Source organism: Mycobacterium sp. IDUB_1 (assembly GCF_055419625.1).
Genome location: NZ_JBVAYA010000002.1, coordinates 695,381 through 708,312, shown reverse-complemented (window position 1 = coordinate 708,312; position 12,932 = coordinate 695,381). Strand labels below are relative to the sequence as shown.

Here is a 12,932-nt window from a genome sequence, read left to right as displayed (position 1 = left end):
GCGGCCGTCGAGCGCTCACCGCATGAACGAGAACGGCACCCCATCGGTGAGCGCGCTGACGGCGCGCGGGCACATGATCTGAATGGCCAGACCGGTGAACATGGTCGCCGGTCCGAGCGGTCGGCCCAGCTCGTCGGCGACCTTGGCCGCGACGTTCGCCATGTTCTGCCCCGGCTCGGAGAGCATCGGACACACCTGCTCGCCCACGCGGACCGCGGTGGCCGGATCGATATCGCCCAGTCGGTAGTGGTCCAGCGCGGAGAGGAACACGTCGACGCCGGGATCGGCCTGGGCGGGTGCTGCGGCGGTGGTAGCGGCGACCGGTGCTGCGATGGCGAGGGCGGCGCCCAGTGCGGCGAGGACGGAGATGCGAGACGTCACGCTGTGATTGTCGCAATGGACGCCCCAGGTATTACTGCCGGTGCTACGCAGCGGCGCCTCTTCTCGCCGCCTACATCCAGAGCGCGAAGCCGTCGGGTCCCGCCTTTTCCGCGTCCGCGACCGTCCTGACATACAGGGGACCGCGGGTACCGGTTAGGCTCGGGATCACTCAGCACGCGTCCAACAACTCGAGGGAGTGCACATGCAGGGCTTCGCCGGAAAGGTGGCCGTCGTGACCGGCGCCGGCTCAGGCATCGGTCAGGCGCTGGCCATCGAACTCGGCCGCTCCGGCGCCAGCGTGGCGATCAGCGATGTCGACACCGAAGGCCTGGCGGCCACCGAGGAACGCCTCAAGGCCATCGGCGCACCGGTGAAGGCCGACCGCCTCAACGTCACCGAGCGGGAGACCTTTCTGCTCTACGCCGACAGCGTCGCCCAGCACTTCGGCAAGGTCAACCAGATCTACAACAACGCGGGCATCGCATTCACCGGCGACATCGAGATCAGCCAGTTCAAGGACATGGAACGGGTGATGGATGTCGACTACTGGGGAGTGGTCAACGGCACCAAGGCCTTCTTGCCGCACCTGATCGCCTCCGGCGACGGCCACGTCGTCAACGTCTCGAGCGTGTTCGGGCTGTTCTCGGTGCCCGGACAGGCCGCCTACAACGCGGCGAAGTTCGCCGTCCGCGGGTTCACCGAGGCGCTGCGCCAGGAGATGGCGCTGGCCGGCCACCCGGTGAAGGTCAGCTGCGTGCATCCCGGCGGCATCAAGACCGCAATCGCCCGCAACGCCACCGCCGCCGAGGGTCTGGATGCCGAGCAACTGGCCAAGACGTTCGACAAGAAGCTCGCCAACACCAGCCCTGAGCGGGCCGCGCAGATCATCCTCGACGGGGTCCGCAGGAACAAGGCTCGCATCCTGGTGGGTAACGACGCGCGGATGTTCGAGTACGTCATCCGGTTCGTCGGAGCGGGCTACCAGGGCCTGTTCCCGCGTGTGGTGTCGCGGCTGACGAAGTAGTCCGTCGGGAACCGCGGATGGCCCACACGACGACGAGTAGGGCGAGCGCGGTCAACGGGTAGCCCATCGCGATGCGGGCGACAGCCAGCCAGGCCACCGAATGCTCGCCGTACAGCCAGAACTGCACGATGAAGCGGGCAGTGAACACGACGGTCAGAGCGGCCGTGGCGATGTCGTACCGCAGGCGTGTGCTCCGATGGGTGCGCCATGCCTGTCCGCTGCCGGTGAGGGCACTCCAAACCACACCCACTAGAGGTTGCCGAATGATGATCGATGCCGAGAACATCACGGCGAGAAGCAAACTCGCCCAGATACCGACCACGTAGTAATCGCGCGCGTCGCCGGTCCAGAAGGCGATGACCGCACCGACCGCCACCCCGAACAAACCGGAGAAGGCGGGGGCGAGTGGCTCACGCCGGGCCAGCCGCAGTGCAGCGACCCCCGCGGCCGCGCCCACCCCGAGCATGACCGCGAGGTGAAGCGGAGCCGCGGCGTCGACCGCGGCGAACACCACGGTGGGCAGACTCGCATAGAGCATCCCCGACCAACCGCCCATGCGGGCGAGCAGGGTCGGCGTCACATCGGATTCCCCGGCACTCACGCCCGACCTCCCAGGTGCTTGGCCAGAAAGCCCACGATCCTCCCGTACATCTCGATCGTGCTCTCCGGATTGACGGCGCCGTGACCTTCGGTGGACTGGACCAGGTAGTCAACGTCCACACCGCGGGCGCGCAGCGCGTCGACCAGGTTGTCGGACTCGGCCTGCACGACGCGAACGTCGTTGGCGCCCTGGATGACCAGCAGCGGTGTGCGGACCTGATCGACCTTGGTGATCGGTGAGCGCGACATCATGTCGGCGAGCTGTTCGGGATCGTCAGGGTCCCCGACGTAGGCGTGCCAGTTGTTGACCAGGTGCGGACGAGCGATGGGTGGCAGGGTCCGCATGAAGTTCGCGAGATCCGAGATGCCGACGTAGTCGATGGCTGCGGCGAAAACATATGGGGTGAAGGTGATTCCGACAAGCGCGGCATATCCGCCGTAGGAGCCACCGAAGATTGCGACACGCTGCGGGTCCGCGTAACCCTGCTCGACAGCCCAGGTGACCCCGTCGATCAGATCGTCGTGCATCTTCTGTGCGAACTCACCGACCGCGGCCTTGAGGAACGCCTTGCCGTATCCCGTCGACCCGCGAAAGTTGACCTGCAGCACCGCATATCCGCGATTGGCCAGCAGCTGGACGCCGGCGTCGAAGCCCCAGGAATCCCGATACCAGGGCCCGCCGTGGACGGTCAGCACCAGCGGTAGCTCTCGCGGCTCGACACCGACGGGCACTGTCAGGTATCCGTGGAGTGTCAGACCATCGCGGGCGGTGAGGGTGACCGGCCGCATCGGGGCCAGTACGGCCGGGTCCAAATGCGGTAGGGGCCGGAACAGCAGTCTGCTCTGGCCGGTGCGGTGGTCGTACAGATAGGTGGCGCCCGGGTCGCGGTCGTGATTGAAGCTGACCACCCAACGCTGCCCGTCCTCGTCCGATGACAGGCGTCCGAGGTCGCCGTCGGAGAGCTTCTCCAGATTGGCGAGGACGTCGGCGAAATACGGATCGAGCGCGTGAATCACCTGGCGCTGCGCGTAGTATCGCACGGCGAGCAGCTCGCCGGTGCGGCGATCGCAGATGAGCGGCCCCGGCAGGATCGGACTGACCGCGGCCCGCGGATCGAGGTCGTACTCGGGGTGGCTGTCGACCTCGGTCTCGTCGCCGGTCGCGAGATCGACCCGGACGAGGCGTGTGCAGTCGCTACCGCGATTCGATCCCATCCACACACCCGTGCCGTCGGGCGTGATGGCCATCGGGTGGATGCCGACCGGGTAGTCGCTGCCGTCGAAGGTCGCGATGCGGTCGAGAGTGCATCCGTCCCAACGGGAGAGCTCGAGGTCGCCGTCCGGGGTCAGGGAGGTGGCGAGCAGATCCCCGCGGTCATTGGCGAGCCAGCCGTTCACGTGGCCCGGATTTTCCGCGAGAAGGGTGAGCCGGCCGGTGGCGATGTCGAGTTCGTACGCGTCGAGCAGCGTGACGTCCCGGTTGTTGATCATCACCGTCGCGGTGCCGTTCTTGACCTCGCAGATCGGAAGGGCCATCACGCCGGGAAACGGCGTCAGGTCGACGGCGGGCGAATCAGGGTCGTCGAGATCGACCCGGTGGATGTGCCAGTTCTCGTCACCGTCCTTGTCCTGCAGATAGATCAGCCAGCGGGGGTCGTCGGTCCACTCGAAGTGCAGGACGCTGCGGTTGTCGTCGGCGGTCACGCAGCGCGGGATCGCGGAGTCGGCATCCAGGTCTTCGACCCAGACGTTCAAGCGGTTTCGCCATGGCGCGAGAAACGCGATTCGGGTGCCGTCGGGTGAGATGGTGGCGGCGGCCCGGGTGGGCGGGCTGAACAGGTCGGCGACGGGAATCAGATCGGGTGCGGTCATGGCTTCTCTTCCTGGTTGTGGGCGCACGGGGTCGCACCGTCGAGATGGTGCTCACTCGACGGATCAATGGTGTTGCGGCAGAACGGTTCTAGAGTGGCTCGAGGTCAGTGCGGCACGGGTCCGCCCAACTGGCCGTTGGTCGCGTCTCTGATGGCACGGTCGATCATCGCCAAGGCCTGCTGCTGGGTGATCTTCTCCTTCTCGACGATGGCCCGGTAGCCGACGTCCTCGTCGATGACCCGAAACGCAGCGGTGACTGCTGCCGCGAAAAGCCGGGCGGTCACGTCGTTGTCGGCGAGGCCGAGCCGATCAGCGATGATCGGGACGAAGGCGTGCTCCATCTCGTCGTGCACCATCAGATAGGCCGTCCGCAACGCCGGTTCGGTGAGCGACAGGGTCGTGATGCGGAGAGCACTGATCTCGTCGGCGATGTCCTGCGGGCTCAGCGGGTTCTCCGTGTAGGTGACCGCCATGTGGTCGGCCAGCGACAGTTCCGGCGGCCACCGGCGGGCGAGCTCGATGAAGCGTTGCGCCGACAACGCCAGCACGGGCTCCACGCAACTCTCCTTGGACCGGAAGTACCGCCAGATCGTCCGCGTCGACAGTCCTGCGGCGGCGGCGATGTCGTCACCACTGGTGACCGACACCCCGCGCTCCCAGAACAGAGCGCATGCATGCCGGGACACCTCGAGTCGGGCTCGAGCCTGCCTGTCATTGGCCGCCCCCACCGGCAGTGAGGTGCTCACCATAAACGCTCCTGTCACTTAGTGTCATTACCGAGTGTGTCACTAAGTGACAGTGCGGTCAAGGCGCGTACCCCGGGCGCGCGCTCGATCGGCGCGAGCGCGCGCAGCCCGCCAGGGATTGCGGCGTGTTGTTGTGCAAACACGCGCGCTCGCCGAACAACTGCTAGTTGCTGGTACCGAGGGGGTGCGCCTCCAGCCACCCCGCGGCCACCTGACCCGGCTCGGCGCCCTCGGCGATCTCGCGCCGCATGTCGGCCAACGATCCGGTGTCCAGGACGCCCGCGATCTCGTTGAGCGCCAACACTTGCGACTCGCTCAACACATTGCGCCGGTAGAGCGGCACCAGGTTCTCGGCCCGGATCAGTGACGTCTTGTCCGACAGCACGACCACGTCCGACGGCACACCCGCGGCCGCTGTCGACGTCCACGCCAGGCCCACTTCCCCAGCCTGCAGCGCTGCGAACATCGTTGCAGCATCGGTGAATTGACGCGCCCGCGGCAGCGTGCACGTGCCGATCGACGTCGGCCACGACGTGCCGCTGACCGCACCGACCGCGAGATCGGAGGGACACCGCCGCGCCAGCGCCGAGACATCGGCACCGGCGTCCCGCGCACCCGAGGAGGTCATCGCCACCGCCGGCTTGTCCTCGGCCGCCGTCGTGTAGTCACCGGCGGCCACGCCCTCCGGCAGCGCGGCCAGCAGGGAACGGTAGACCTGAACATCCGAGCGCGCCGGCGCGTCCGGGTCGAACCGTGCGAGGAGCCGGCCTGTCCAGCCCGGCACCACGGTGGCGTCACCGGAATCCAGACCTGCCAGCGGATCGTCGACGACTCGGACCTGAGCGGCGCTGCCGTAGAAGCCCAGCGCTGACGCGTACAGGTGCGCGACGACCTCGGCCTCCCCTCCGGCGGTGGTCGCGACCGGGATCGGCGGCGGAGCCGGCCGCCCTGCGCAGGCGGCCACACACCACACCAGTGTCAGTGCGGCGATCAACCGCGTCGTCCGGCGCAGCAGACTCAGTCCTCGGATGCGGCGGCGACGGCCGCCGCGACCGCCGGACCCACCCGCGGATCCAGCGCGCTCGGCACGATGTGGTCGACGGCCAGGTCGTCGCCGACGACGGAGAAGATCGCCTCGGCCGCGGCCATCTTCATCCTCTCGGTGATCCGTCGGGCACCCGCGTCCAGCGCGCCGCGGAACACCCCGGGGAACGCCAGCACGTTGTTGATCTGGTTCGGGAAGTCACTGCGTCCGGTGGCCACCACCGCGGCGTACTTGCGCGCCACATCGGGATGGATCTCCGGATCCGGGTTGGACATCGCGAAGACGATGCCGCCGGGCGCCATCGTCGCGATCAGCTCCTCGGGCACCAGCCCTGCCGAGACCCCCATGAACACGTCGGCACCGGCCAGCGCCTCGGCCATGCCGCCGCGCAGCCCCCGAGGATTCGTCCGCGTGGCGAGCTCGGCCTTGAACCGGTTGAGGTCGTCGCGGCCGGTGGCCACGATGCCCTTGCTGTCGAGCACCGTGACATCGCGAATACCGCGGGCCAGCAGAATGTTCGCGCAGGCGATACCGGCCGCGCCGGCACCGGAGATCACCACCTTCAAGGTGTGCATGTCCCGGTCGAGCACCTTCGTCGCGCCGAACAGCGCGGCGAGCACGACGATCGCCGTGCCGTGCTGGTCGTCATGCATCACCGGGCAGTCCAGCGCCTCGATCACCCGCTGCTCGATCTCGAAACAGCGCGGCGCGGAGATGTCCTCGAGGTTCACCGCACCGAAGGTGGGCCGCAACCGGATCAGCGTCTCGACGATCTCGTCGGGGTCCTTGGTGTCCAGCACGATCGGGATCGAATTCAGCCCGCCGAAGGCCTTGAACAGCGCGCTCTTGCCCTCCATCACCGGCAGTGACGCCGCCGGCCCGATGTCACCGAGCCCCAGAACCGCGGTGCCGTCACTGACCACGGCGACCAGACGGTTCGCCCAGGTGTAGCGGGCCGCCAGCGTCGCGTCGGTGGCGATGGCCCTGCTCACCTGCGCCACACCCGGGGTGTAGGCGATCGACAGGGCGCGCTGGGTGTCCAGCGGCGAACTCAGCGCCACCGAGAGCTTGCCGCCCTCGTGCGCCTCGAAGATCTCCGCGTCGTCGACCACCACCTGCGGGGTGCGCGTCACGACGTCGTGTTCTGGGGAAACCGCACTGTCCGCCACGGGCGTCAGGGTAACCGACCGCGGGGTCATCACAAGAGCGAGTTGTGCTGTCGTGAGCAGAAGGTGAGCAGACCGTATCAGCTTCGGCGCGTACCATCCGTCTAGCCGAACCAGGCGGGTGTCCGAAGGGAGGTCGGCCGGTGCCATCATTTCGTGCGCTGCCACCGTCGCTGATGCGCCAGGGCGGCCGACCACGTCCCGATCATCCCGACGCGCGCAGCATCCACGTTCCCGTGGCTCGGGCGATGGTCGACTGCGGGGTCTACTGCGAGGGAAATCGCTTGCCCGGCAAATACACTCACGCCGCGGCGCTGAACAAGGTGCGCGAGATCGAAGCCGAGGGGCGGCCCGCGTTCGTGTGGATCGGACTGCACGAACCCGACGAGCATCAGATGCAGGCCGTGGCCGACGTGTTCTGCCTACATGAGCTCGCGGTCGAGGACGCCGTGCACGCTCACCAACGTCCGAAGCTGGAGCGCTACGACGACACCTTGTTCCTCGTGCTCAAGACGGTGAAGTACGTCGACCACGAGTCGATCGCCAACATGCGAGAGATCGTCGAAACCGGCGAGGTGATGATCTTCGTCGGACCGGACTTCGTGGTGACGGTGCGCCACGGCGAGCACGGCGGCCTCGCCGGGGTGCGCAAGCGCCTGGAGGCCTCACCGGCATCGCTGAAACTCGGCCCCTACTCGGTGATGCACGCGATCGCCGACAGCGTCGTCGACCATTATCTCGACGTCACCGATCTCATCGAAACCGACATCGACGCGATGGAAGAGGACATCTTCTCGCCGCGGCCACTGACCGATATCGAGTCGATCTACCTGCTCAAGCGGGAAGTCGTCGAGTTGCGCCGAGCCGTCAACCCCCTGGCTACCGACCTGGAACGCATCGGTACCCACCATGACGACCTGATCAACGTCGAGATCCGCCGCTACATGCGCGACGTGCTCGACCACACCATCAAGGCGGCCGACCGGATCGCCAGCTTCGACGAGCTGCTCAGCTCGCTGGTGCAGGCCGCGCTGGGCAAGGTGGCGATGCAGCAGAACGTCGACATGCGCAAGATCTCGGCCTGGGTGGCCATCGCCGCCGTCCCCACGGCGCTGGCCGGGATCTACGGCATGAACTTCGACCACATGCCCGAATTACATTGGGCATGGGGCTATCCCGCGGTCCTGCTGTTGATGGCGACGGTGTGCCTGCTGCTGCATCGCACGTTCCGACACAACAACTGGCTCTAGGACCTCAGGCCGGGCTGGCCGCTCTCCGACGTGGATCGGTCACGTCCACCCGGTCCTGCTCCCAGGCCTCCCGCATCGCCTCGGCACCCTTGAGCCGCACCCAGGCGGCCTCGGTCGGGGTGATCGGCACCGCGGCCAGAATCGCCACCGGCGACGCCGGGTCCGGCAGTTCGATGTCGTCGATATCGCTGCGCCCCAACAGGAATGCGGTGAACGGCGCACCGTCCCACAGCGGCGTCTCCAGGTCGATCAGCGCGTCGGGCTCCAACACCAGGCCCTCGACGGCGGGGGCCGCGGCCACCACGGCGACCGAGCGAGCCAGGCCGGTGGGCGCCGGGCCGCGCAGCGCCACTGCCACCTCGGCGCGCGGTCCGCGCACCGGATCCATCATTGCTTCGGCCGGACCCACCATCGGCTGCGACGAGCACCCCAGCGACACGTAGTGGGCAGGCGCGTTCGGGCCGTCCCCGCCTGATTCACAGCCCGAGTCGAAGCGCAGCACACGGATCCGGTCGGCCCCGAGAAAAGTCACCGAGGCCTCGGCGGGTTCGCCCGAACTCCGGAAATGCTCGAGTACCCGCGCCCGGACCGCAGCGGTGACGTCGACCACGGTCAGATCTTCAGCCGGGCCAGCAGATCTCGGCCCTGCTCGGCACTCTGCGGGTCGCACAGCACGTCGTAGCGACCCGCCACCAACTGCATGGTGGAGCTGAAGTCCCGGGTGCCGCGCGCCATCGCGTAGGGCACGGCGGAGGTGATCAGGCCGAAGAACACGCCGGCGACCAGGCCGGTGATCAGCGATCCCCACGGGCTCGGGCTGAAGAACCCGAGGATCAGGCCGATGAACAGGCCCAGCCAGGCGCCACTGATCACGCCGCCGCCGAGCACCTTGGGCCAGGAGAGCCGGCCGGTGACCCGCTCCACCTGCATGAGGTCCACCCCGACGATCGTGACCTGCTCGACCGGAAACTGCTGATCGGACAGATAGTCCACGGCGCGCTGGGCTTCGGCGTAGGTGGGGTAGGAACCGATCGGCCATCCCTTGGGCGGGGTGGGCAGGCCGACCGGGCGGCCGCGGCCCGAGGGCGGTGCGCCCGGCGTCTGGCCTGACTGAAACGGGCTGGTCATGTCCTTGCACTCCTCCGGTGTGACAGGTCGATCTGGCATACCTCGTCGTTGCATCAACGCACCGGAGCGGGCAAAGGTGCCCGGCTCCGACGGTCCCGACCGCCGGTATGTACTTAGGCTAGGTTGATTCCCATGACAAGTCAGGACGACGACGCACGTCGTATCGACCGTTCCGACTCACCCGGGTCCGAGCCCTCGTCGGAGGGTTACGAGGCGCCGCCGATCGAGCAGTCCTCGACTCCGACGGACTACCCGCCGGCCTACAACCCACCGCCGCCGCCCTATTCCGCCCCGTCGGACTATCCGCCGCCCCCGCCCGGTTACGGCGCGCCCTACCCGGATCCGAGCGCCGGAGCCCCGTACCCCAACCAGGGTTACGGCACCCAGGGTTACGGCGACCGGGGTTACGGCGACCAGGGCTACAACGCTGCGTCGTATCCGCCTCCGCCGCAGTACGGCACCACACCCGGTGGCTATCCCCCGCCTCCGATGGGCTACCCCGGCCCGGACTACGGCTACGGCCCGCCCGCCCCGCAGGGCACCAACACGATGGCGATCGCCTCGCTGGTCGCCTCGATCCTCGGCGTCTGCTGCGGTATCGGGTCGATCGTCGGCATCGTGCTCGGCATCCTGGCGATCAACCAGATCAAGGAGACCCGCCAGGGCGGTCATGGGCTGGCTGTCGCCGGTATCGCCGTCGGCGCGGTCACCCTGGTGATCAGCCTCGTCTGGGGTATCGCCGCGATCAGCGTCTAGCTCGCGCCACCGGCAGGCGGGGTGAACCGCTCGCCGGTGCGCTGCATGCCCGCCGCGCGTCCCTTGCCGGCGATCACCAACGCCATCTTGCGGCTCGCCTCGTCGATCATCTCGTCGCCCAGCATCACGGCTCCCCGGGCGCCACCGGCCTGCGAGGTGTGCCACTCGTAGGCTTCGAGGATCAGCTCGGCGTGATCGTAGGCCTCCTGGCGGGGGCTGAAGATCTCGTTACCCGCCGCGATCTGATCGGGATGCAACACCCACTTGCCGTCGAATCCCAGCGCGGCAGCACGCCCTGCGACCCGCCGGAACGCCTCGACGTCGCGCACCTTCAGATAGGGCCCGTCGATCGCGTTGATTCCGTTGGCGCGCGCGGCAATCAGGATGCGCATGAGGATGTGGTGGTAGGCGTCGCCGACGTCGTACCCTTCCGGCTGCTCCCCCACCTCCAACGTGCGCATGTTCAGGCTCGCCATCAGGTCGGCGGGGCCGAGAACCAACGCGTGCATGCGCGGGCCGGCGGCGATGGCGTCGATGTTCGTCAGCCCGCGCGCATCCTCGATCTGCGCCTCGATGCCGATGCGCCCGACAGGCAACCCGTGCGAGGCTTCCACTTGGGACAGCAGCAGATCCAGCGCGTGCACATGGGAGACATCGGTCACTTTCGGCAACACGACGATGTCCACCGACGCGCCCGCGTGGCCGATGACCTCGATCACATCCGTGTGTGTCCACGGCGTGGTCCAGTCGTTGACCCGCACTCCGCGCAGCTGATCGCCCCACCCCGGCTCGGCCAGCGCGGCCGCGACCTGCTCGCGCGCTTGGGCTTTCGCGTCGGCGGCCACCGCGTCCTCGAGGTCGAGGAACACCTCGTCCGCGGGCAGCGTCTTGGCCTTCGCGATCATCTTCGCGCTGCTGCCCGGCACGGATAGGCATGTTCGGCGGGGTCGATAGCGGTTTTGCACAACCACAGTCTCTACTCTGACAGTCATGGCGTCGGTCAACAGGGTCTATGCGGCCCGGCTCGCGGGAATGGTGGTGCTGGGTCCCGACGGCGAATCGATAGGCCGTGTGCGTGATGTGGTGATCAGCATCAGCCTGGTCCGGCAACAGCCCCGAGTGCTCGGGCTTGTCATCGAATTGCTCTCGCGCCGAAGAATTTTCGTTCCGATCCTGCGGGTCACCGCGATCGAACCCGGCGCGGTGACCCTGGCGACGGGCAGCGTGTCGCTTCGCCGCTTCTCGCAGCGGCCCGGCGAGGTGCTGGTGCTCGGCCAGGTCCTGGAGACCCGGGTCCGCGTCGACGATCCCGACCTGACCGAACTCGCCGGGATCGACGTCGTCGTCGTCGATCTCGGCATCGAACAGACCAGGACGCGGGACTGGATGGTCACCCGGGTCGCGGTGCGTCCGCAGCGCAGGCTCGGCCGGCGCAGCAACGTGCACACCGTGGACTGGACCCACGTGCAGGGCCTGACGCCGTCCGGGCTGGCGATGCCGGATCAGGGCGTCGCGCAACTGCTCGAGCAGTTCGTCGGCCAACGACCCATCGAGGTGGCCGACGCGATCCGCGAGCTGCCCGCCAAACGCCGCTTCGAAGTGGTCAACGCACTCGACGACGAGCGACTCGCCGACGTGCTGCAGGAGCTGCCCGAAGACGAGCAGTTCGACGTGCTGCGGCAGCTGAAGACCGACCGCGCCGCCGACGTTCTCGAGGCGATGGACCCCGACGATGCGGCCGACCTGCTCGGCACCATGAGCCCAGCCGACGCCGAGCAGTTCCTGCGCCGGATGGATCCGGAGGAGTCCGAGGACGTGCGCCGCCTGCTCAGCCACTCACCGAACACCGCGGGTGGTCTGATGACCTCGGAACCGGTGGTTCTCGCGCCCGACACCACGGTGGCCGAAGCCCTTGCGCGCGTGCGCGATCCGGATCTGACGCCGGCGTTGGCGTCGCTCGTGTTCGTGGCCCGGCCGCCGACCGCGACGCCGACAGGCCGCTATCTGGGCTGCGTCCATCTGCAGCGGCTGCTGCGCGAACCCCCCGCGGCGTTGGTCAGCGGCATCGTCGACACCGACCTGCCCAGCCTGAATCCGGAGGATTCCCTCGGTGCGCTGACCCGCTACTTCGCCGCCTACAACCTGGTGTGCGGGCCCGTCGTCGACGACGAGAACCACCTGCTCGGCGCGGTGTCCGTCGACGACGTCCTCGATCACCTCCTGCCCGACGACTGGCGCGAACGCGAGGCAGAGCAGCTGATCGTGACCGCGGAGAAGGCCACATGAGCGAGTCCTCGGCCCGTCAGCGGCTCGACACGCCGCGGGTCTCCCGCGCCCTGACCCCACGGTTCGACGTCGAGGCCGTCGGCCGCGTCAGCGAGCGCATCGCCCGGTTCCTCGGCACGGGGCGCTACCTGGCGATCCAGACCATCATCGTCATCGTGTGGATCCTGCTCAACGCAGGAGCGTTCGCCTGGCAGTGGGATCCCTACCCGTTCATCCTGCTGAACCTGGCGTTCTCCACCCAGGCCGCGTACGCGGCGCCGCTGATCCTGCTCGCGCAGAACCGGCAGGAGAACCGGGACCGGGTCTCGCTCGAGGAGGACCGGCGACGCGCCGAACAGACGAAAGCGGACACCGAGTACCTCGCCCGCGAACTGGCCGCGCTGCGCCTGGCCGTCGGCGAAGTGGCCACCCGTGACTACCTGCGCCGCGAACTCGAGGAGATCCGCGACCTGATCGCCGAGTTACGCCCCGCGGACAGCGTTGCCGAGCCCGATGCGAGCAAATCCGACAGCAGTGACAGGCGCTCGCGCAGATCCTGAGGGACAGCTGTGGCCAATGCTGTAACACGGCCGTGTCCCAACCGATATGGTGACTGAGTTCACAGGCCCCCACACAGCGAGGACGGTTGCGTGCACATAGGTGGACGAGCGGCTCTCGGAGCAGTGAGATGTCGGGCGG

At 68.0% G+C, this 12,932-nt stretch carries 14 protein-coding genes; 5 read left to right on the top strand and 9 right to left on the bottom strand.

The window, feature by feature from the left end; all coding sequences use genetic code 11:
• Positions 1-15 precede the first annotated feature (15 nt).
• Positions 16-381: a DUF732 domain-containing protein gene (locus tag ACZYYX_RS16470; RefSeq protein WP_463815606.1), complete on the bottom strand. Its 366-nt coding sequence runs from the start codon at positions 379-381 to the stop codon at positions 16-18.
• 202 nt (positions 382-583) lie between these two features.
• On the opposite strand from ACZYYX_RS16470, the gene ACZYYX_RS16465 reads away from it, so the two are divergent.
• Positions 584-1,405 carry an SDR family NAD(P)-dependent oxidoreductase gene (locus tag ACZYYX_RS16465; protein WP_463815605.1) on the top strand — a complete coding sequence of 274 codons (822 nt, stop codon included), beginning with the start codon at positions 584-586 and terminating at the stop codon, positions 1,403-1,405.
• On the opposite strand, the gene ACZYYX_RS16460 is transcribed toward ACZYYX_RS16465, so the two are convergent.
• From ACZYYX_RS16460 to ACZYYX_RS16440, 5 genes are all read right to left on the bottom strand, one after another.
• Positions 1,338-2,006 carry a DUF3159 domain-containing protein gene (locus tag ACZYYX_RS16460; RefSeq protein ID WP_463815604.1) on the bottom strand — a complete coding sequence of 223 codons (669 nt, stop codon included), beginning with the start codon at positions 2,004-2,006 and terminating at the stop codon, positions 1,338-1,340. The two genes, ACZYYX_RS16465 and ACZYYX_RS16460, sit on opposite strands and share 68 nt — an antisense overlap.
• Entirely contained in the window at positions 2,003-3,877 is a 1,875-nt protein-coding gene (locus tag ACZYYX_RS16455; RefSeq protein ID WP_463815603.1) for a S9 family peptidase, read from the bottom strand. The genes ACZYYX_RS16460 and ACZYYX_RS16455 overlap by 4 nt, the downstream gene beginning before the upstream one ends.
• A gap of 104 nt (positions 3,878-3,981) precedes the next feature.
• Positions 3,982-4,623 (bottom strand): TetR/AcrR family transcriptional regulator, encoded by a 642-nt coding sequence (locus ACZYYX_RS16450; RefSeq protein WP_463815602.1) that lies wholly within the window; start codon positions 4,621-4,623, stop codon positions 3,982-3,984.
• A gap of 163 nt (positions 4,624-4,786) precedes the next feature.
• Positions 4,787-5,635, bottom strand: a complete 849-nt coding sequence (locus ACZYYX_RS16445) for a glycine betaine ABC transporter substrate-binding protein (RefSeq protein ID WP_463815830.1) — start codon at positions 5,633-5,635, stop codon at positions 4,787-4,789.
• 5 nt (positions 5,636-5,640) lie between these two features.
• A complete protein-coding gene (locus tag ACZYYX_RS16440) occupies positions 5,641-6,846 on the bottom strand; it encodes an NAD(P)-dependent malic enzyme (RefSeq protein ID WP_463815829.1) in 1,206 nt (401 codons plus the stop codon).
• Positions 6,847-6,977: 131 nt separating this feature from the next.
• Between ACZYYX_RS16440 and corA the strand changes: the two genes are divergently transcribed.
• Positions 6,978-8,084, top strand: a complete 1,107-nt coding sequence (gene corA / locus ACZYYX_RS16435) for a magnesium/cobalt transporter CorA (RefSeq protein ID WP_463815601.1) — start codon at positions 6,978-6,980, stop codon at positions 8,082-8,084.
• 4 nt (positions 8,085-8,088) lie between these two features.
• On the opposite strand, the gene ACZYYX_RS16430 is transcribed toward corA, so the two are convergent.
• Positions 8,089-8,694 carry a suppressor of fused domain protein gene (locus ACZYYX_RS16430; RefSeq protein WP_463815600.1) on the bottom strand — a complete coding sequence of 202 codons (606 nt, stop codon included), beginning with the start codon at positions 8,692-8,694 and terminating at the stop codon, positions 8,089-8,091.
• Positions 8,695-8,696: 2 nt separating this feature from the next.
• Positions 8,697-9,212: a YflT domain-containing protein gene (locus tag ACZYYX_RS16425; RefSeq protein ID WP_463815599.1), complete on the bottom strand. Its 516-nt coding sequence runs from the start codon at positions 9,210-9,212 to the stop codon at positions 8,697-8,699.
• Between the two features lie 132 nt (positions 9,213-9,344).
• On the opposite strand from ACZYYX_RS16425, the gene ACZYYX_RS16420 reads away from it, so the two are divergent.
• Entirely contained in the window at positions 9,345-9,968 is a 624-nt protein-coding gene (locus ACZYYX_RS16420) for a DUF4190 domain-containing protein (protein ID WP_463815597.1), read from the top strand.
• Here the strand turns inward: ACZYYX_RS16420 and ACZYYX_RS16415 are convergent.
• Complete coding sequence (locus tag ACZYYX_RS16415; protein WP_463815828.1) at positions 9,965-10,933, bottom strand: HpcH/HpaI aldolase/citrate lyase family protein; 969 nt, start codon at positions 10,931-10,933, stop codon at positions 9,965-9,967. The two genes, ACZYYX_RS16420 and ACZYYX_RS16415, sit on opposite strands and share 4 nt — an antisense overlap.
• A gap of 25 nt (positions 10,934-10,958) precedes the next feature.
• Here ACZYYX_RS16415 and ACZYYX_RS16410 point away from each other — a divergent pair, with 25 nt between their 5' ends.
• Positions 10,959-12,254 carry a magnesium transporter MgtE N-terminal domain-containing protein gene (locus tag ACZYYX_RS16410; protein WP_463815596.1) on the top strand — a complete coding sequence of 432 codons (1,296 nt, stop codon included), beginning with the start codon at positions 10,959-10,961 and terminating at the stop codon, positions 12,252-12,254.
• Positions 12,251-12,793, top strand: coding sequence for a DUF1003 domain-containing protein (locus tag ACZYYX_RS16405; RefSeq protein WP_463815595.1), 543 nt, complete (start codon positions 12,251-12,253; stop codon positions 12,791-12,793). Before ACZYYX_RS16410 ends, ACZYYX_RS16405 begins: the two co-directional genes overlap by 4 nt.
• Positions 12,794-12,932: the final 139 nt, after the last annotated feature.